Genomic DNA, 19,223 nt, shown 5'->3' with positions numbered 1-19,223 from the left:
GGTCCAGCCTCCTATCAAAGAAGAAAAAATGTATAATCCATTTTTATAGATTTAAGCATTGTAGTAAAAAATGACATATACTAGGGCTATGCTGTCAAATTTCAACACCATAAAAACTTTTAGTAAGTCTAGAGTTCGGTATTTTGAAAATCTAAAGGAGTTTAGCTAAACTCGTACCTCAAACATAGCTAAACTCCTAAGATTTTCTAAAATACTTCACTAAGACTCATAAAAAAGTTTTTAAAGGTGTTTTCAATTTTGACATCATATCTTCTAGTATAAGGTCAAATTTTACTTACAATTCTGCACAGCATTTTTAAAACTCAAACTTATTCGCAGGATTATTTTTACAACGATGAAGCACATTTAAATATTTTGTGTATAAGTCTTAGCGAAAAATTTAAAAAACTTAGAACTTTTGAATTGTTTGAGGTACGAGTTTTCAAAAGTTCTTAGATTTTTTTAAAATTTTTTACTTAGACTTATCAAAATATTTAACGTGCTGAATGTTGTAAAAATATACGGAGAATAAGTTTTAATTTTACAATGTATGAAGAAGAAAAGAGATGACAATTTTAATTGATATGGAGATAAAAGTTAAACTAAATAGTAAGGAATATAGATATCACATATTTCAAATGATCAATTTATTTTATGATTTTGCAGATATAAATTTTGTGGAAGATGAAAGTTGGAATTTTAATATAGAGTTATTGCAAAATGAAGTTATTATAGATGATAAAAATGACATATGCAAAATGCAATTTGAAAGTGGTTTAAGTGAGAGGGAAAATATAAAAAAAGCAGTATTTTTGTATTTTACCAATAGAACAGGGAAGACTTTACCATGGGGAACTTTAGTTGGAATAAGACCTAGTAAGATAACTTTAAAATTTATAAAGGATGGCAAGAGCAGGGATGAAATAATAAGATATTTTGATAAACATTTTTGTTGTAATAAAAGTAAGGCAGAACTTTGTATAGATGTAGCAAATTCGGAAAAAAACTTAGTAAATTCGAATAGCAGAAATATAAGTGTATATGTAGGAATGCCTTTTTGCCCAACTAAATGTCTTTATTGTTCCTTTGCATCTAATCCTATTAAAGGTTGTAAGGACTTAGTAGAACTCTATCTTAAAAGTTTGACTTATGAGATAAAGAAAATGTCTGAATACATAAAACAACATGAGTTAAATATAGAATGTATATATTTTGGAGGAGGGACTCCAACTTCTATAGATAATGAAAAATTTGAAAAATTAATGCATGAAATATATAATAGTTTTGTACGGGACTATAAAATAAAAGAATTTGATGTAGAATGTGGGAGACCTGACAGTATTACTTCAAATAAACTTGAAACCATGAAAAGATATGGAGTAAATAGGATTAGTATAAATCCACAGACTATGAATGACAGCACATTAAAATTTATTGGAAGAAATCATTCAGTAAATGAGGTAAGGGAAAAGTTTCATATGGCAAGAAAATATGGATTTGACAACATAAACATGGATTTGATTGTAGGATTGCCTGGGGAAGGAATAGAGGAGGTAAATAAAACCTGCGATGAAATTGAAAAACTTAGGCCAGATAATTTAACTGTGCATGGTATGTCTGTAAAAAGAGCATCTAGACTATATGAAAATATAGTGAATAATATAAGTTATTCTATTGCAGGTCATGAAGAATTAAATTTGATGTATGAAAGAACTGCACTTTTGGCTAAATCAATGAACATGAAACCATATTATATGTATAGACAAAAAAATATGGTAGGTAATATGGAAAACATAGGATATACCTCAGGAAAACATAGAGGACTTTATAATGTGGAAATGATTGAAGAAAGGCAGACTATAATAGCTTGTGGAGCAGATGCTGTTACAAAAGTCATGTTTTTAGATGAAAATAGATTCGAAAGACAGGCAAATATAAAAGATGTAGGAGAATATGTGAGAAGAATAGATGAAATGGTGAAAAAAAAGATAGATCTTTTAAATACTTTGTATTAAAATTTTTAAATGTACTTTTAAATTTCACTTATAATCTATAATTTAAGAAAATATAAAATAAAAAAGGAGTAAATTAATATGGCTATACAAGCACCTAAAGGTACTAAAGATATATTACCTACGGAGTCTTATAAGTGGCATTATTTAGAAGATAAATTCAAAAATATAGCAGCTTCTTATGGATATAGAGAAATAAGGACGCCAGTATTTGAATATACTGAACTTTTTGAAAGGGGAGTAGGTGAAACTACAGATGTTGTTCAGAAAGAAATGTACACCTTTCAAGATAAAGCTGGAAGAAGCCTAACCCTTAAAGCAGAAGGTACATCCCCTGCAGTGAGGGCTTTTGTGGAGAGCAGTTTGTATAATGAAGTTCAACCAACTAAGTTATTTTATTTTACCCCGGTTTTAAGATATGAAAATGTACAAAAAGGAAGACTTAGAGAACATCACCAATTTGGTATAGAGGCATTTGGTGCAGAAAATGCTTCACTGGATGCTGAGGTTATAAGTTTGGCTATGCGAGTATATAAGGAACTGGGAGTAAAGGGAATTGAATTAAATATAAATAGTATAGGATGTGCTACTTGCAGAAAAAAGTACAATGAAGCATTAAAAAAATTCTTGAAGGAAAATTATGATGCATTATGTGACACCTGTAAAAGCAGATTCAGTAAAAATCCTATGAGGATATTGGATTGTAAAGTGGAAAGCTGTAAAGAAATAGTAAAAGATGCACCTTTGATGATTGATTACTTATGTGATGACTGTAAGGAGCACTTTGAAAGTTTACAAAAGTATTTGTCTGCTGTAAATATAGAGTTTAAGATAAATCCTTTAATAGTAAGAGGACTTGATTATTATACTAAAACCGTATTTGAAATAATAAACAATGATATAACAATATGCGGTGGTGGAAGGTATGATTATCTAATAGAGGAAGTTGGAGGACCTAAAATGCCTGCTGTAGGTTTTGGAATGGGAATAGAGAGGACACTTCTTACTCTGGAAGAAAATAAAATAGAGATACCTAATAGGCCATACATAGACTTATATGTAGGAGCTATGGGAGATGACGCTAAGTTAAAGGCTCTTAATTTAGTAAATCAATTGAGAGAAAAAAATGTAAGATGTGAATGCGACCATACAAATAGAAGCGTAAAAGCTGAAATGAAGTATGCAAATAAAATTGGAGCTAGGTTTACAGTAATACTTGGAGACAACGAGCTAGAATGTGGAATTGCTAAATTTAAGAGAATGGAAGATGGCAATCAATTTGAAATTAAATTAGAAGAACTAGACAAAATTTCAGATTTAATTAGATTATAAACGGAGTGTGTTAACATGGGAGAATCATTAAATGGACTAAAGAGAACCAACATGTGTGGTGAACTGAGAGAAAGTAACATAGGTGAAAAAATTACAGTAATGGGATGGGTTCAGAGAAAAAGAAATTTAGGTGGACTCATATTTGTAGATTTAAGAGATAGAACAGGAATACTTCAAATTGTATTTGGAGAGAAGATAAATAAAGAAGCTTTTGAAAAATCAGATAATGTAAAATCTGAATACTGCATAGCAGCTACAGGAACTATTGTAAAAAGAGAATCCCCAAATACGGAAATTCCAACAGGTATGGTAGAAGTAAAAGGAGAGTATATAAAGATATTTTCAGAGTCTCAAACACCTCCTATATACATAAAGGAAAACTTAGATGCAGCTGAAAACATAAGACTCAAATACAGATATTTAGATTTAAGAAGACCAGATATGCAGAGAATACTTATGACAAGACATAAAACAGCAAAGGTAGTAAGAGACTTTTTAGATGAAGAAGGATTTTTAGAAATAGAAACTCCAATGCTTGGCAAAAGTACACCAGAAGGTGCTAGGGATTATCTCGTACCAAGCAGAAATTACAATGGAAAGTTTTATGCCCTTCCTCAATCACCACAGCTTTTTAAACAGCTTTTGATGGTTTCAGGATATGACAGATACTTTCAGATAGTTAAATGCTTTAGAGATGAAGATTTGAGGGCGAATAGACAGCCTGAATTTACCCAGATAGATATGGAACTTTCTTTTGTAGAGCAAGATGATGTAATAAACTTGAATGAAAGGTTTATTCAAAGGGTATTTAAGAAAATCCTAAATGTAGATGTAAAACTACCTATAGAGAGAATGCCTTATAAAATTGCCATGGAGAAATATGGATCAGATAAACCTGATTTAAGATTTGGCATGGAAATAAATGATATAAGTGAAGTTGTAAAGAATATAGATTTCAAGGTTTTCCAAAGTGCAATTGAAGCTGGTGGTTCTGTAAGAGCCATAAAGGTGCCAAATTCAGCTAAAATGGGAAGAAAACAGATTGATAAGCTAGTTGAATTTGTAAAAGACTATGGTGCCAAAGGACTTGTATGGATAGCATATAAGGAAGATGGAATTAAATCTTCTATATCAAAATTCTTAACTGAGGAAGATACTAAAAATATATTAAATAAATTGGAAGCAGTACCAGGAGATCTTATTCTTGTTGTGGCAGATAAAAATAAAGTGGTATTTGAAAGCCTTGGTGCACTCAGAGTTCATATGGCAAAAGAAACAGGCATATTGGATGGAAATGATGAGTTTAGATTTGTATGGGTAACTGAGTTCCCTCTTCTATCCTATAATGAGGACGAACAAAGATATCAGGCAGAGCATCATCCATTTACAGCACCTATGGACGAAGATATACAGTATTTAGAGAGTGATCCTGGAAGAGTAAGAGCAAAAGCTTATGATATAGTTCTAAATGGAGAAGAATTAGGCGGAGGAAGCATAAGAATACATGATACTAAACTTCAAGAAAGAATGTTTAAAGTAATTGGTATTTCACAGGAAAATGCCTGGGAGAAGTTTGGATATTTGCTTGAAGCATTTAAGTTTGGACCACCACCACACGGCGGACTTGCTTATGGATTTGACAGGATGGTAATGTTTTTAGCAAAAACCGATAATATAAAAGATGTAATAGCTTTCCCTAAAAATCAGAATGCATTTTGTCCACTTACGGAAGCTCCTAATGTAGTAGATGAATCTCAGTTAAAAGAATTGGGTATATCTATAAAATAATATGAATTATTCAAAGGGTAAACATAAATATTAAAAAATGTAGTATAATAAAATTATTAATATTCCTGCTGTGTGCGTGGAATGAGTTAGTCTTGACCGAACATTTTATAAACGGGAATCGGACTCTTCTTGTGGAATGATATCCATTTATAATGGAGACAGGAAGTAAGAAGGAGATTCCCACCTGCTTTGGGGCGGGTTCAAAATAACTCATAATACGGCATGGTGGGATTTTATTTGTTTTGTAATATGTTTCTTAAAGAAGACAAAGACTCTTCTATTTCTTCTCTTGGTAAGTTTCCAGAGTTTAAATCATTATCATTTTTTAAAAGTAAATTTTCGTAAAATTTTATTGCGAATTTTATATGTTTTGCATCATGATTATTTTCTTCAAGTATTTCATAGATTATATCATCTGCTTTATCATATCTTTTAGTCTCTGCATAGTAATCTGCTATTTTACTTAAAAGAGTAAAAGAAAGCTTATATTCACAAAGTTTATTTATTAAAGGATCTATATCTGAAAAATAATTTTTTAAATCACAATTGGTGCTTTCATTTAAATAAGCTTCCAAAAACAAATTTAATGATTTCTGATGTATATAAAAGGCATCATCCAGTTTGTGCTGAAATTCTAAGGCGTTTCCTTCTTCTTCCAACAATTTAGCCATGATTATGCACTTGTCTGTAACTATGCTCCCATTAATTTTTACCATTTCCATTATATTTTCTAGAGATAGGGAATTGAAAAATTTTATGCTCAATCTAAAAATGTCTTTGAAAGCGTTATCTATTAAATCTAAGGCTCCTTCATAATTTTCATTATCCATATCATCTAGTATTTTATATAGCATTTCATTAAATTTTTTAATTAATTCAGCAGTAATAGTTCTTTTTAACATTTTGTATGCCTCCATAAATTTTGCAAATAATAATATAACAATACTTATTATACTAAAAAATCAATCTATTTACTATAAAAATAGAAATAGATATTGAACTTATATATATACCATGTTATCATATATACATATCACAAAGTAGTTTTAATAACTACGTATGAGACATGCAAAATTTATTAAGGAGTGGTTTAATATGGATAATCAACTTAAGTTTTATACAAGAGGAGAGGAAATAGCTAATGCTGTAACACATGGAATAGGTACGCTTCTGTCAATTGCAGCTCTTGTATTATTGATTGTATTTTCTGCTAGGATGGGAGATAAGTGGTATATAGTAAGCTATACTATCTATGGAGTTTCTATGCTTATTCTATACCTAGAATCCACTTTATACCACAGTATAACTAATTTAAAGGTAAAAAAGGTTTTTAGAATATTTGACCATGCATCTATTTATCTATTAATAGCTGGAACTTATACTCCTTTTACACTTACTATTTTAAGAAATTCTATAGGTTGGATGATATTTGGAATAGTATGGATTATGGCTATTTGTGGGATAGTAATGAAAATATTTTGGATAGGCAAACATGAGGTTGTGTCTACACTAATATATATTGCCATGGGATGGATAATAATTTTTGCTATGAAAAGACTTTTATTACTTCTTCCTCCAGCTGGAATAGCTCTTTTGGTGGCAGGTGGAATCATATATACAGTGGGAGCTTTTTTATACATGTTAGATAAAATACCTTATAATCATGCCATATGGCACCTTTTTGTTATAGGTGGAAGTGCCTGTCACTTCTTCTGTGTGCTTTTATATCTATAAATGACAGGAAAATTTTCTGATATAATAAGTAGAATAGAGTGGAACGATGTAAAAAATGAAATACTTTATAAAAATTAAAGTATAAAAATACAAATATGTGACGAAATATTTTGTAATATACTTATGAATATTAAGAGGAGTATGTATATATTATGTAGAATACATAAACAATAAACTTATTTTGTAAAGGATAAAAAGATATGATTAATCATAGTATTTTTGGACTTAATTCTTCATTTTATTACTTTGGATTAGAACATTTAATTATAAATATGTGTCAATATATAAAAGAAGGTATTGAAAGAAAAGAGAAAATCTGTGTATACACGGATTTAAAACTGTATAAAAAATTATTAAAGTATGTTGACACAAAAAATAATTGTGTGGAATACGTTGATATGACACAAGTGATTAATGAGTATCCAAGGTTGAAAGTAAATAATATAAGAAGAGAAGTTTTAAAGTATATAGATAAAATTAATAAAGAGGGATATGTAGGCGTAAGATTTATTATACAGGTTGATTATGCCATCTATAATACTTCCCAGAATAATTTTCTGAATTTTAATAGAAATATATTAAATATAATTTTAGAAATGAGTGCTTCTTGTATGTGTATTTATAATTTTGAAGATTACTTAAATAATAAAAGGTTTATAAATGAAAAGGTTATCAAAGAATCCTATAAAATTCATAATTATAGACTATATAATAGAAAATTAGTGAGTGTAAAATAATCCTAGTTTTAAACTAGGATCATTTTACATAGAATTAATGGGAGTTATCATATCATCAAGGCAGTATAAGTTTAACCTAAATTAACAAAAAGTATTCTTAAAAATTTAAAGTTTAGGCACTATGGTGACATATAGAATAATCTATGTAAATATTTTGTAATTTTCTAGGTTGAAAAGGAGGTAATATGGAAGAATTTAATATATCTAAAGATTCCTCTAAATTATCTGATAAGGTTGCATTATTAGATTCTAAGTCTTCTTTTAAGCACTCATTAAAATAGTTACAATAAGCATAATAATCCTTTCGTTCTCGAGAATACATGGTGTATACTTTACCTGCCAATTGAAGGACCTCTCTACATAAATATAAATTACAGGGATGTGGTCGTAAAGAAAAACTTAATTTGCACCCATCTTTTTTTAAAAAAGGACATAATCTAAAAAAGAGACTACTGTCAAAATCACTGTATTTTATATTGTTTTCAGTGTAATTGTCATATTGATTTTTAAAAAAGATTCCTTTTACCCTGATATTATAACTTTCTACACAATTTGGAATAGAAGATAAATAGTATATAAAATCTATGTTCCCATTGTTTATTATATTTTTAATATCTACTAGATTGTATTTTGGAAAATACCAGCAGCAACCTCTGTTCTTTATATTTGTGTAGGATGTGGATTCTACAAAATTACTGCAGTTCCCGCAAATATCACATTTAAATAGAGGAATGTTGTTCGAAAATTTATAGCTTAGTAACATATAAAAGCCTCCTTGAAAATAGACTGCAATTAGTAATACATAGGATATTTATATATTTAGTATAGAAATTAAATAGAAAATATTTTGAATCTGAATTGCTATATTAAAGATTTTTAATTAGTTGAAATTATTAATTGCAGTGAAAGTAAAAATTAATTATAGAATTATTAACTTGTACATGATATAATTATAGTTTTAATGTGTTTATATTAATTTTAGAATAAGATAAAAATTTTTACAATACTTTATTTCTAATTTACAATAAAAATGATACTATATATAGAGTGTACAGTTTCTTCATAAATGAAATTTTGGAGGTAATTCAATGAATGATGAAAAGTTGCTGATATTAGATGGACATAGTTTGATGCATCGGGCATTTTACGCACTCCCAGATCTAACTAATCTAGAAGGAGTCCATACAAATGCAGTTTATGGTTTTTTAAATATGCTTCTTAAAATGAAGGAGGAAATTAAACCAGATTATGTGGTATGTACTTTTGATAGAAGTGCACCTACTTTTAGACATAATAAATACAGTGAATATAAAGCTGGAAGAAAAAAGATGCCTCCTGAATTGTCAGAGCAATTTCCAGTAATCAAGGAAATATTAAAAATGATGTCCGTAAGTATTTTTGAAATAGATGGATTTGAAGCAGATGATCTTATGGGAACACTATCTGTCTTTGCTGAAAAAAATGGTATACAGGTCTATATAGTTACAGGAGATAGGGATGCCCTTCAGCTTGCTACAGATAAAGTAAAGATAGTTATAACTAAAAAAGGTATAACTCAAAAAGAGATATATGATAGAAATAGGATGATAGAAGAGTATGGGGTAACTCCTACACAGTTTATAGATGTTAAAGGACTTATGGGTGATACTTCAGACAATATACCTGGGGTTCCTGGTGTAGGTGAAAAAACTGCTTTTAAATTAATAAAACAATATAAGAGTATAGAAAATGTATATGAAAATGTAGAGGATATAAGTGGAAAAAAGCTAAAGGAAAACTTAAAAGATAATATGGAGCAGGCTATTTTTAGTAAAAAACTTGCAACTATTATGACTAATGTACCTGTGGAAATGGATCTTGAGTCCATTGAGTCAAAGGAAGAGTATGATGCACAGGGATTAAAGAAGGTGTTTGAAAAACTTGAATTTAAATCTTTGATAAGCAAAATTCATGGGCTTAACGAAATCCAGGAGGATAAAGCACAGGAATTTGATGTTGAATTTACGGAAATAGATACTTTACACAAGTTTAGTGATTTTGTAAATTCTTTAAAAAATAATGATTTAGTATATATAAACTTTAAAGTAGAAGACGAGGAAAGTTATTCTAGAAATTATATAGATAAGGTATTTATAAGTTTAAATGAAAAAAACTTTCAGATACATATAAATGAAATATATAATGAAGATAAAAATAAAGCAGTAGAACTTTTTAAACTTTTATTTGAAAATGAAGGTATATCCAAGGTAGGGTATGATGTAAAAGTTCCTTGCAGCATATTATATAAAATGGGTATAAGATTTTTAAAATTAGAATTTGATATAAAAATAGCAGCTTATCTTATAGATTCATCGAGATCTGACTATGAGCTTAAGGATATTATAAGACAGTATACGGGAGTTGAAATTTCAGAAGATGACGAAAAATTTTTTTCTAAGGAAACTGTGCTTTTTAGTAAGGTTTATTCCGAGCTTACAAAGAAAATAGAAGAAGCTCATATGGAAGAGCTTTTGTATAAAGTAGAACAGCCTCTTATATACGTGCTTGCATCTATGGAATGTGAAGGCTTTAAGGTTGATAAAGATAAGCTTGTGGAACAAGAAGGTAAATTTAAAATTGAAATAGATAAAGTACAGAAAGAAATATATTCTCTTTCTGAAGAAGAATTCAATATAAATTCTCCAAAACAGCTTGGAAAAATTTTATTTGAAAAGTTGGATCTACCTGTAATAAAAAAGACTAAGACGGGATATTCCACTAATGCAGAAGTACTTGAAAAATTAAAAGATAAACATCCTATAGTTGAAAAGATAATTTACTATAGACAGCTTACTAAATTGTATTCAACATATATTGAAGGACTTAAAGCAGTAATACAGGAAGATGACAAAATTCATTCCAGTTTTAATCAAACGGTAACAACTACGGGAAGACTTTCAAGTACAGAACCTAATCTTCAAAATATACCTATAAAATATGAGATGGGTAAAGAGATAAGAAAAATATTTGTTCCAGAAAATGAAGACTGTGTTATACTTTCAGCAGACTATTCACAGATAGAATTGAGAGTACTTGCTCATATTGCTGATGATGAAAATTTGATAAGTGCGTTTATAAATCATAGTGATATTCATACAAAAACTGCTTCAGAAGTGTTTAAGGTACCTATAGATGAAGTTACATCTGCTCAGAGAAGTAATGCTAAAGCAGTAAACTTTGGTATAGTCTATGGAATAGGTGACTTTAGTTTGGCTAAAAATTTAAAAATATCTAGAAAAGAAGCAAAGCTTTATATAGACACTTATTTTGAAAGATATCCGAAGGTAAAGTTATATATGGACGATATAGTAAAAGAGGCTAAAGTAAATTCTTATGTTACTACACTTATGAATAGAAGGAGGTTTATACCTGAGATAAAATCTTCAAATAAGATAGTGAGGTCATTTGGAGAAAGACTTGCAATGAACACACCTATTCAAGGCAGTGCAGCGGACATAATAAAAATAGCTATGGTAAATGTGTATAGAAGATTAGAGGAAAATAAATTAAAAAGCAAACTAATACTTCAGGTACATGATGAACTAATTCTAAATGTGTATAAAGAGGAAATTGATAATGTAAAATCTGTAGTAAAAGAAGAAATGGAAAAAGTTTTACAACTGAAAGTCCCTCTTGAAGTAGATATAAGTGTAGGAAGTAATTGGTATGAGGCTAAGTAAATTAGTATAAAGGGGAAGAAAACTGTGATTAAAATAGGGCTTACTGGAGGTATAGGAAGCGGAAAAAGCACTGTTTCTGATATACTGAGAGAGCACGGTATAAGTATAGTGGATGCAGATATTATAGCTAGGGAAGTAATTGAAAAATATCCTGTAATAATTGAAAAAATTAAATGTATTTTTGGAGAAAGATTTATTGATCTTTCAGGTAAACTTAAAAGAAAAGAATTTGGAAATTATATATTTTCTAATGAAGGAGAAAGAACTAAATATGAAAGTATTATAATGCCTTTCATTAAAAAGGAAATATTAAAAAAAGTAGAAGAATTAGAACAAAAATGTGAAAAAATTTGTGTTATAGATGGAGCTACCCTCATAGAAAATGGATTTTGTAGTTATTTGGATGAAATGCTATTAGTTTGGGTAAATAAAGAGGTACAGATAAGCAGGGTAAAAAGTAGAGATAAATTAGCGGAAGGTCAAGTGCTTAGCAGAATAAACTCTCAGATGCCTTTGGAAGAAAAGAAAAAGTATGCGGACTTTGTACTAGATAATTCTAATACTTTAGATGAAACTAAAACACAATTAAAGGAGATATTTATAAGAATAAGCAGAAAATATGGGGGGGTGAAGTGTCCTAAAATATAATTTTTAAGACACAAAAAAATTGAGGTTTCTAAAAAAAGTAGCAATAGTTATAATACTAATAATGGTAGCTGTATTATGTGTAAAAAGTATTGCAAGATATTGTTATCCATTAAAGTATTCAACTTATATAGCAAAATATGCAAAACAATATGATTTAGATCCCTACTTTGTAATGGCTGTAATTAAGACAGAAAGTAACTTTAAAGAAAATGTAAGGTCCAACAAAAATGCTATAGGACTTATGCAGATAACTCCAGATACTGCAGAATGGGCGGCAGATAAGATGGGAGTATCAAATTTCCAAGATAACATGCTAAATGATCCTGAGTTTAATATAAGAATGGGATGCTGGTATTTGAACAATTTAAAATCAGAGTTTGATAACAATATGGATTTAATTTTGGCAGCTTACAATGGAGGTAGGGGAAATGTAAAAAAGTGGTTGAAGGATTCCGATCATTCTAAAGATGGAAAGAATATACAATACATACCTTTTAAAGAAACGGATAAATATATTAAACGTGTAAAAGTAAATTACAGGGTATATAAGTACTTATACAAGAATTTGCAGATGAATACTTCTATAATTATTGTAAATTTTTTGTAATTTTAAAATTTAGTTGACAGTTTAATAAAAAGTCATTATAATAACTATTGTAATGCGAGGGTGGCGGAACAGGCAGACGCGCTACTTTGAGGGGGTAGTAAGAGAAATCTTGTGTGAGTTCAAATCTCATCCTTCGCACCATTTAAGAAATGTTAGGCAAGTTTAAAACTTGCCTTTTTTTATTTGTCCGATGACTACCTGCTCTAATACTCCCACTTCTTCAAGTTGGAGTAAAGAGCAGCTACGTCCCTGGATAACGATTTCTAAGCATCAGGTGGAGTCAAAACTCCATCTGATGCTTAGAAATCTGTTTATATTATTTATGTTTGTGAAACTCTTTTTGAAGGTAGAGAGAAATCTCATTTAAGGCTTTCTCTGATTTATTTGTTATTTTACTCATTGAAATAAATCCATGGGGTACACCATTGTACCGGGTAACTTGTGTATTTATTCCTGCCTCCTTTAACTTTTTACCATAAGCTTCACCTTCATCCCGGAGGGGATCAATTTCTGCTGTTATTATAAGTGTATCAGGTAACTTTTTAAAGTCTCTAGCTAAAAGAGGAGATGCATAAGGATTTTTTCTATCCTCTTTTTTGGGAACATATAGTGAGATATATTTTTCCATGTCTGTTTTTGAGATGTTAAGATTATTGGCAAAATAAGACCAGGAATTACTATTTAATTGAAATATATTTGTGGATGGATATATTAGCACTTCACAAGTTACAGGAGGACCATTTTTATCTCTTGACATGAGAGAAACTGCAGCAGAAAGATTTCCGCCTGCACTGTCCCCTGTAAGTGCTATATATCTTCCATCTCCATTTATACTTGATGCATTTTTATGAGTCCATTGGAGTACATTATACATATCATTAACTGCAGCAGGAAAAGGATTTTCTGGAGCAAGGCGGTAGCCTACAGATATTACTATTGCATTCGTATTCTGCGAAAGTTTTCTACAAATACTATCGTAATTATCAATACTTCCTGCAATCCAGAAACCACCATGAGAGTAAATAATAATAGGAAGTTTGCTGCTATCTTTAGGAGTATATATACGTACTGGTATTTTTTCAGAGTTTACCTTTATAGTAGTGTTTTTTATATTAGAAAATGGTATGGGATTGTTAGACCATTTAGTTGATTGGGTATTTAAGTATTCTCTGATTTCTTTTATTGATTTAGCATCTATTGAATTAGGGCTTAAAATTTTGTTTAGGTGTAATTTTATTGCGACATAAGTATCAAGTTTACCACTATTTGTTTTAGTTAAATTTTCAATAATGAAAAAACCCGCTGCTATAATTATAAATAGGATAACTGATGTTATTTTAATAAATTTTTTCATTCTATTTACATCCTCCGCCTATTGTGGAATTCAGTAACGCGTATTTCTGCTGGAACATTATATATCAAACAATGTTTGGGTCAGGTTTATTTGGTTTCTCCCTAAAATGATTTAACCTGCGGTGTGCAGGACCTTCTACTACATCACCTTCGTAGCTGAATCTAGAACCATGACAAGGACAATCCCAGGTTTTCTCAGCATCGTTCCACACTAATTCACATCCTATATGGGTGCAGGTGATATCTACTATGTGGGTAATGCCATCTTCATCTTTATAAGCTCCATACTTATTCCCATTAAAAGTAAAAACTTTTCCTTCCCCTTTTTTAATTTTGAGTTCACTGGAGGCATAACTAAGTTTTCCCTCCAGTAGTTGTTTGGCTACATCAAAGTTTTCTACAAAAAAGTTTTTAGTAGAATTAAGTGTTATAGAACGAGAAGGGTTATAAATTTGCTCCCAAGGATTGTCATGATTCATAATTAAATCCTTTAATAGGACAGCGGCAGCGGTGCTGTTCGTCATTCCCCATTTTCCAAAACCTGTGGCTACATAGATATTTTTTGATGATGAAGTCAATTTGCCTATATAAGGTACCCCATCTAAGGTTATGTAATCCTGTGTAGACCATTGATACAAAATCTTTTCAACACTAAATATATTTTCAGAAAAGCATTTCAAATTATTATAATGATTTATAGTGTTTTCACCATGAGCTGTTTTATGACCTTCTCCTCCAATAAGCACAATTTCTTTTCCATTATCAGTCTGAGAACGAAGGGAGCGGCCGGGACTTTCTGCATTTATAAATGTACCTTCTGGAAATTTTTCTTTAATTTTTAATGCTAATACATAAGACCTATCTGGTTTAAGTCTAGTAAAATATAAACCTAAGTTATCATAACACGGAAAATGTGAAGCTATAATGAGTTTTGATGAGGTTACTTTTTTTCCATTACGGGATAAAAGTATACAGGGAGCTTCGCTTTCTACATCTATTATAGTAGTCTTTTCGAATATATAGCTGCCATCTCCAGGTATTTTATCAGCAAGGGATAAAAGATACTTTTTAGGATGAAATTCGGCCTGATCTTTAAAACAGACAGCGCCTTCTATGGGTAATGAAAGAGGTATATTATCCAAGTATTCTGCTTTTAATCCAAGACTTTGGGCAGCTTTTACTTCCTTTTCTAGACTTTTTACATAATTTTTTTCCTGGGTATACATATAAGCAGGTACATGTTTATAGTCACAATCTATGTTGTATTCTTTTACTAAATTTTCTATAAATCTAATGGAATTTTCATTTGCTTCTGCATATTGTCTTGCCTTTTCCATTCCAAATTCATTTATTAATTTATCATATATTAAATGATGTTGGGAAGTTATTTTAGCAGTTGTATGACCGGAGGTACCGTTTGCTATGTTGTCTGCTTCTAATACAGCAACTTTAAAACCTTCTTTTTTTAGTAGAAAGGCACAGGTAATTCCAGCTATGCCGCCTCCTATGATTGCAATATCAACTTGTATGTCTTCTTTTAAAGAAGGGTAATTTGTTTTGGATGTGGAGTCTATCCAGTAAGACTCTAAAATTCCTTCTATAGCATTAGGATTAGTACAGCATTTATTCATAAACCTACGCTCCTTTATATATTCAGATAAGATTAATTTTTCCTTTTAATAAAAAAATATTCAATAAGGTATTTGAAAAAATAGACTAGCATGATGATTGGTTATTTCTTTGAAAATGCCTAAGAGCTTATGTTCAATGATCTTGAATGTTATATACATAAATTTGATTTATAAGGTAATAATATACTTGTAAAAAAAATTAGGGAGGTAGAAATTATGACAACTGGCAACAAACAATTGGATACTGGAAATTTAAAGGTATTGAAGGATCAAATTGAATACGAAGCACTGATGAACAAGAAATTTAATGATTGTTCAGGAAGATGCAGTGATACGCAAATAAAAAATTTGTGTAATGAAGCTGCTCAAGTCCACAAACAAAATTTTACATCTTTAAAATCCTATTTAGATTCACATCAATAAAAAGAAAGGGGAATTAGATTATGAATGAACAAGAACTTATGCACGACCTTTTAGCTAGTGAAAAACAGGTTATTTCAGCATATAGTACAGGAATAACAGAAACTTCTTGTACTAATTTGAGAAACACTTTAGTAAACAATTTTAAAAATGCCCAGGATATTCAATACAAAATTTTTGATACTATGAGACAAAAGGGATGGTATCCTACAAAAGATGCCCCAGAATCGGATGTACAACAATTAAAAAATGAATCTAATCAAATGATGAGCTCATTAAGATAGTAAGATAAAAAACAATCTCAATTTGAAAATTGAGATTGTTTTTTATTTGCTAAGTGTTTTCCAGAAGGTATATTTTAATGAATCTAAAGTAGTGTTAAAATTAAATTGAAATGTTTAATTTAATGTGATAATATACATATATAGAATGATAGCAAACTTGTTTTAAGTTTACTAAAGGTATTGATTTACAGTAGTTTAGGGTAGTTTCTAATAAGTGAAGTTTGAAGAACGTGTGAGTAATTACTAGAGATTTAACTTCCGTTCGTCACATTAAAAGAAAATAATTTCTGAAATATTCGATTAGCTTCTTATCTTGATCCTACAGTATTTATAAGGGAGTTCAATATTTTGATGTGTATATGTACCTTCTGTGAGACCTTTAAGGCATTTAAGAGATAGAAACATCTGTGAGGGCACCCACCTATCAGTGTGATAGGTTTCAAGAAAAAAGCGGCGGTATTTCGGATAAACATTAGATAAGTGAAGAGAGGTATTTATATCTCTCTTTTTGTTACAATTAAAAGTAAACATTTTTTTAAAAACAAATAAATATTGTACTAGAGTCTTGCTATGAACAAGAGGTATGTGTACTATTAAATTATAAGGGTACTTATAAAAATGAAAAATAAGTGAGGTTAATTTTATATAATAATGATTATTTTAAGATGAAGTATATAATTTTTTTGCATAAGACACAATACATAATGAATGGAGGAAATATGAACAAATGAATAAAACATATGATTGCCTAGTAATAGGCTGTGGGCTTGCAGGGGCGGTGATATCTAGGGAACTAGCAGAGCGGGCAGGTAAAAAGGTATTGATTATGGAAAAACGCAGCCATATTGCAGGTACTACTTATGATTTTTTAAATGAGGATGGTATACTAGTACATAAATATGGACCCCATATATTTCACACTTATAACAAGCGTGTATTTGACTATGTCTCTCGATTTACAAAGTGGAGGGATTATTCTCATGAAGTTTTGGCAAATGTATATGGAAAATTGATGCCTGTCCCATTTAATTTAAATTCTCTTTATATGGCCTTCGATTTGAAAAAAGCAGATAGGTTAGAACAAAAGCTTGTTTCTGCTTATGGTATGGGTCAGCGATTAACCATTGCAGAACTGGGAAATAATAAGGATAGTGAATTTCAGGAACTTGCTGATTTTATTTATAATAATGTGTTCCTCAATTATACTCAAAAACAGTGGGGGGTTACTCCAGAAGAAATAGATTCGTCTGTTATAGCTAGGGTCCCAATACTAATTTCACGTGATAATCGTTATTTTCAAGATACATATCAGGGAATACCAGCTAATGGATATACTTCCCTTTTTGATAAGTTATTAGACCATCCTAATATAAGTTTGCGTCTTGACACTGATGCAAATGAACTCTTGAAAATTATAGAAGATGATATATTTTTTGAGGATAGACCGTTTAAAGGTACAGTAATATATACTGGTGCTTTAGATCAATTTTTTGACTGCCAGTTTGGACGTCTTCCCTATAGAACTGTAGATTTTTTATTTGAAACACATGATGTAACATGGTATCAGTCAAAGGGAACTATAAATTATACAGTAGACCAGCCTTTTACACGAATTACGGAATTCAAACATTTAACAGGTCAGAGTGTTTATAATAAGACGACTATAATGAAGGAATATCCAAAGTCATATACAGGTTCTGAAGGTGAGACACCTTACTATCCTATAATTAGTTCAGATAATTTTAAGCTTTACGAAAAATATAAACAACTCACTAATAGTTTACGTGATTTTTATTTGTTGGGTAGACTTGCAGAATATAAATACTATAACATGGATGCAATAATTGAGAGGGCACTAATTTTGGCAGATGAAATTATTTGTAGCAGGAAAGGAAATAATATTGATGAAGATAATAACATTTACAGTTCCGTGCTATAATTCAGCAGATTATATGGGACATTGTATAGAAACTCTCCTTCCAGGTGGAGAAGATGTAGAGATAATAATTGTTGATGATGGTTCTTCTGATAATACTGCAGAAATTGCAGATGATTACGCAGCAAGATATCCTAATATTATAAAGGCAGTACATCAAGAGAATGGAGGTCATGGTCAGGCTGTAAATACGGGTATTAAGAATGCCTCGGGTATATACTTTAAAGTTGTAGATTCTGATGATTGGCTTGATGTACCCGGAATGTTGAAAGTTATAGATGTGCTGAAAAGACTTTATAAAGAGGGAAAAATACTAGATATGATGATATGTAATTATGTCTATGAGCATTCTAAAGATAATACCAGTCATGTAGTTAACTATAAAAATGTGTTACCCGAGAATCATATATTTGGATGGGATGATGTAGGTAAATTTAAGATATCTCAGTACATTCTCATGCATTCTGTTATATATCGAAAATCTCTTTTGTGTGAATGTGGACTTGAGCTTCCAAAGCATACTTTTTATGTAGATAACTTGTTTGTTTATGAACCTCTTCCATATGTGAAGACAATTTACTACATGGATATCAACTTATATAGATATTTTATTGGCAGGGAAGATCAATCTGTAAATGAAAAAATCATGATAAAAAGGATAGATCAACAGCTTTATGTGAATAAACGTATGATAGACTTTTACTGTAAATTTGATAAGATACCTAATAAACGTTTGGACAAGTACATGAGAAACTATCTTTCTATGATGATGACAATTTCTTCAGTGCTCCTTATAGTTTCGGGAAGTGAGGAAAACTTTAAAAAGAAAACTGATTTGTGGTCCTATTTAAAGAGTGTAAATAAAAATCTCTATTCAGATATGAGATACTGTTTATTTGGTATAATATCTAATGCTCATGGCAGTTTTGGAAAAAAAGTAGTTGAATATGGCTATCGTTTAACCAATAAAAAATATAAATTTAATTAGATAAACAGAGTTCTTGGCATCAGGTGGAGTTAAA

The 19,223-nt window shown here is 30.1% G+C and carries 16 protein-coding genes, 1 tRNA gene and 2 other RNA genes; 15 read left to right on the top strand and 4 right to left on the bottom strand.

From position 1 onward, the window contains the following. Positions 1-584: 584 nt before the first annotated feature. The 4 genes from CLCOS_RS12495 to ssrS (CLCOS_RS12480) all read left to right on the top strand — a co-directional run bounded on the left by CLCOS_RS12495 (position 585) and on the right by ssrS (CLCOS_RS12480) (position 5,368). Positions 585-2,015, top strand: a complete 1,431-nt coding sequence (locus CLCOS_RS12495; RefSeq protein WP_063600161.1) for a coproporphyrinogen III oxidase — start codon at positions 585-587, stop codon at positions 2,013-2,015. A 78-nt stretch (positions 2,016-2,093) separates the two neighbouring features. Beyond that, complete coding sequence (gene hisS / locus CLCOS_RS12490; protein ID WP_013239995.1) at positions 2,094-3,344, top strand: histidine--tRNA ligase; 1,251 nt, start codon at positions 2,094-2,096, stop codon at positions 3,342-3,344. 15 nt (positions 3,345-3,359) lie between these two features. After that, the gene (aspS, locus tag CLCOS_RS12485; protein ID WP_013239994.1) at positions 3,360-5,132 is read left to right on the top strand and encodes an aspartate--tRNA ligase; all 1,773 of its coding nucleotides are present in this window, start codon (positions 3,360-3,362) and stop codon (positions 5,130-5,132) included. Between the two features lie 59 nt (positions 5,133-5,191). Then, positions 5,192-5,368: non-coding RNA, 6S RNA (gene ssrS / locus CLCOS_RS12480), on the top strand. Here ssrS (CLCOS_RS12480) and CLCOS_RS12475 read toward each other — a convergent pair. Then, entirely contained in the window at positions 5,366-6,034 is a 669-nt protein-coding gene (locus CLCOS_RS12475; RefSeq protein ID WP_063600060.1) for a DUF6483 family protein, read from the bottom strand. The two genes, ssrS (CLCOS_RS12480) and CLCOS_RS12475, sit on opposite strands and share 3 nt — an antisense overlap. Before the next feature lie 193 nt (positions 6,035-6,227). Here CLCOS_RS12475 and trhA point away from each other — a divergent pair, with 193 nt between their 5' ends. After that, complete coding sequence (trhA, locus tag CLCOS_RS12470; protein WP_063600061.1) at positions 6,228-6,866, top strand: PAQR family membrane homeostasis protein TrhA; 639 nt, start codon at positions 6,228-6,230, stop codon at positions 6,864-6,866. 200 nt (positions 6,867-7,066) lie between these two features. After that, on the top strand, positions 7,067-7,603 hold the full coding sequence (locus tag CLCOS_RS12465) for an MEDS domain-containing protein (protein ID WP_063600062.1): 537 nt from the start codon (positions 7,067-7,069) through the stop codon (positions 7,601-7,603). A gap of 112 nt (positions 7,604-7,715) precedes the next feature. On the opposite strand, the gene CLCOS_RS12460 is transcribed toward CLCOS_RS12465, so the two are convergent. After that, complete coding sequence (locus CLCOS_RS12460; RefSeq protein ID WP_063600063.1) at positions 7,716-8,366, bottom strand: hypothetical protein; 651 nt, start codon at positions 8,364-8,366, stop codon at positions 7,716-7,718. Between the two features lie 325 nt (positions 8,367-8,691). Between CLCOS_RS12460 and polA the strand changes: the two genes are divergently transcribed. From polA to CLCOS_RS12440, 4 genes are all read left to right on the top strand, one after another. Then, positions 8,692-11,322: a DNA polymerase I gene (polA, locus tag CLCOS_RS12455; protein ID WP_063600064.1), complete on the top strand. Its 2,631-nt coding sequence runs from the start codon at positions 8,692-8,694 to the stop codon at positions 11,320-11,322. Between the two features lie 24 nt (positions 11,323-11,346). After that, entirely contained in the window at positions 11,347-11,970 is a 624-nt protein-coding gene (gene coaE / locus CLCOS_RS12450; RefSeq protein ID WP_063600065.1) for a dephospho-CoA kinase, read from the top strand. 19 nt (positions 11,971-11,989) lie between these two features. Further along, positions 11,990-12,577: a lytic transglycosylase domain-containing protein gene (locus CLCOS_RS12445; RefSeq protein ID WP_063600066.1), complete on the top strand. Its 588-nt coding sequence runs from the start codon at positions 11,990-11,992 to the stop codon at positions 12,575-12,577. A gap of 54 nt (positions 12,578-12,631) precedes the next feature. Beyond that, positions 12,632-12,718: transfer RNA gene (locus tag CLCOS_RS12440), tRNA-Leu, on the top strand. Positions 12,719-12,893: 175 nt separating this feature from the next. Here the strand turns inward: CLCOS_RS12440 and CLCOS_RS12435 are convergent. Together CLCOS_RS12435 and CLCOS_RS12430 are read right to left on the bottom strand one after the other, a co-directional pair. Next, positions 12,894-13,931, bottom strand: coding sequence for an alpha/beta hydrolase (locus CLCOS_RS12435; RefSeq protein ID WP_063600067.1), 1,038 nt, complete (start codon positions 13,929-13,931; stop codon positions 12,894-12,896). Between the two features lie 64 nt (positions 13,932-13,995). Further along, positions 13,996-15,561 carry an FAD-dependent oxidoreductase gene (locus tag CLCOS_RS12430; RefSeq protein ID WP_063600068.1) on the bottom strand — a complete coding sequence of 522 codons (1,566 nt, stop codon included), beginning with the start codon at positions 15,559-15,561 and terminating at the stop codon, positions 13,996-13,998. 216 nt (positions 15,562-15,777) lie between these two features. On the opposite strand from CLCOS_RS12430, the gene CLCOS_RS12425 reads away from it, so the two are divergent. The 5 genes from CLCOS_RS12425 (at position 15,778) to CLCOS_RS12405 (ending at position 19,189) form a co-directional block, all read left to right on the top strand. Continuing rightward, positions 15,778-15,984: a hypothetical protein gene (locus tag CLCOS_RS12425; protein WP_013239984.1), complete on the top strand. Its 207-nt coding sequence runs from the start codon at positions 15,778-15,780 to the stop codon at positions 15,982-15,984. A gap of 20 nt (positions 15,985-16,004) precedes the next feature. Then, complete coding sequence (locus CLCOS_RS12420) at positions 16,005-16,265, top strand: spore coat protein (RefSeq protein ID WP_013239983.1); 261 nt, start codon at positions 16,005-16,007, stop codon at positions 16,263-16,265. Positions 16,266-16,546: 281 nt separating this feature from the next. Beyond that, positions 16,547-16,737: non-coding RNA, 6S RNA (gene ssrS / locus CLCOS_RS12415), on the top strand. A gap of 255 nt (positions 16,738-16,992) precedes the next feature. Continuing rightward, positions 16,993-18,204: a UDP-galactopyranose mutase gene (glf, locus tag CLCOS_RS12410; protein ID WP_013239982.1), complete on the top strand. Its 1,212-nt coding sequence runs from the start codon at positions 16,993-16,995 to the stop codon at positions 18,202-18,204. Next, complete coding sequence (locus tag CLCOS_RS12405) at positions 18,170-19,189, top strand: glycosyltransferase family 2 protein (protein WP_013239981.1); 1,020 nt, start codon at positions 18,170-18,172, stop codon at positions 19,187-19,189. Before glf ends, CLCOS_RS12405 begins: the two co-directional genes overlap by 35 nt. Positions 19,190-19,223: the final 34 nt, after the last annotated feature.

Source organism: Clostridium coskatii, from assembly GCF_001675205.1.
Classification (GTDB): Bacteria; Bacillota; Clostridia; order Clostridiales; family Clostridiaceae; genus Clostridium_B; species Clostridium_B ljungdahlii.
This window is presented reverse-complemented; position numbering and strand designations above follow the sequence as displayed.

Bases quoted from the DNA above. Each gene is read 5' to 3' on its own strand.
- CLCOS_RS12495 (WP_063600161.1), top strand. From the start codon at position 585: ATGGAGATAAAAGTTAAACTAAATAGTAAGGAATATAGATATCACATA.
- hisS (WP_013239995.1), top strand. From the start codon at position 2,094: ATGGCTATACAAGCACCTAAAGGTACTAAAGATATATTACCTACGGAG.
- aspS (WP_013239994.1), top strand. From the start codon at position 3,360: ATGGGAGAATCATTAAATGGACTAAAGAGAACCAACATGTGTGGTGAA.
- CLCOS_RS12475 (WP_063600060.1), bottom strand. From the start codon at position 6,034: ATGTTAAAAAGAACTATTACTGCTGAATTAATTAAAAAATTTAATGAA.
- trhA (WP_063600061.1), top strand. From the start codon at position 6,228: ATGGATAATCAACTTAAGTTTTATACAAGAGGAGAGGAAATAGCTAAT.
- CLCOS_RS12465 (WP_063600062.1), top strand. From the start codon at position 7,067: ATGATTAATCATAGTATTTTTGGACTTAATTCTTCATTTTATTACTTT.
- CLCOS_RS12460 (WP_063600063.1), bottom strand. From the start codon at position 8,366: ATGTTACTAAGCTATAAATTTTCGAACAACATTCCTCTATTTAAATGT.
- polA (WP_063600064.1), top strand. From the start codon at position 8,692: ATGAATGATGAAAAGTTGCTGATATTAGATGGACATAGTTTGATGCAT.
- CLCOS_RS12435 (WP_063600067.1), bottom strand. From the start codon at position 13,931: ATGAAAAAATTTATTAAAATAACATCAGTTATCCTATTTATAATTATA.
- CLCOS_RS12430 (WP_063600068.1), bottom strand. From the start codon at position 15,561: ATGAATAAATGCTGTACTAATCCTAATGCTATAGAAGGAATTTTAGAG.
- CLCOS_RS12425 (WP_013239984.1), top strand. From the start codon at position 15,778: ATGACAACTGGCAACAAACAATTGGATACTGGAAATTTAAAGGTATTG.
- CLCOS_RS12420 (WP_013239983.1), top strand. From the start codon at position 16,005: ATGAATGAACAAGAACTTATGCACGACCTTTTAGCTAGTGAAAAACAG.
- glf (WP_013239982.1), top strand. From the start codon at position 16,993: ATGAATAAAACATATGATTGCCTAGTAATAGGCTGTGGGCTTGCAGGG.
- CLCOS_RS12405 (WP_013239981.1), top strand. From the start codon at position 18,170: ATGAAGATAATAACATTTACAGTTCCGTGCTATAATTCAGCAGATTAT.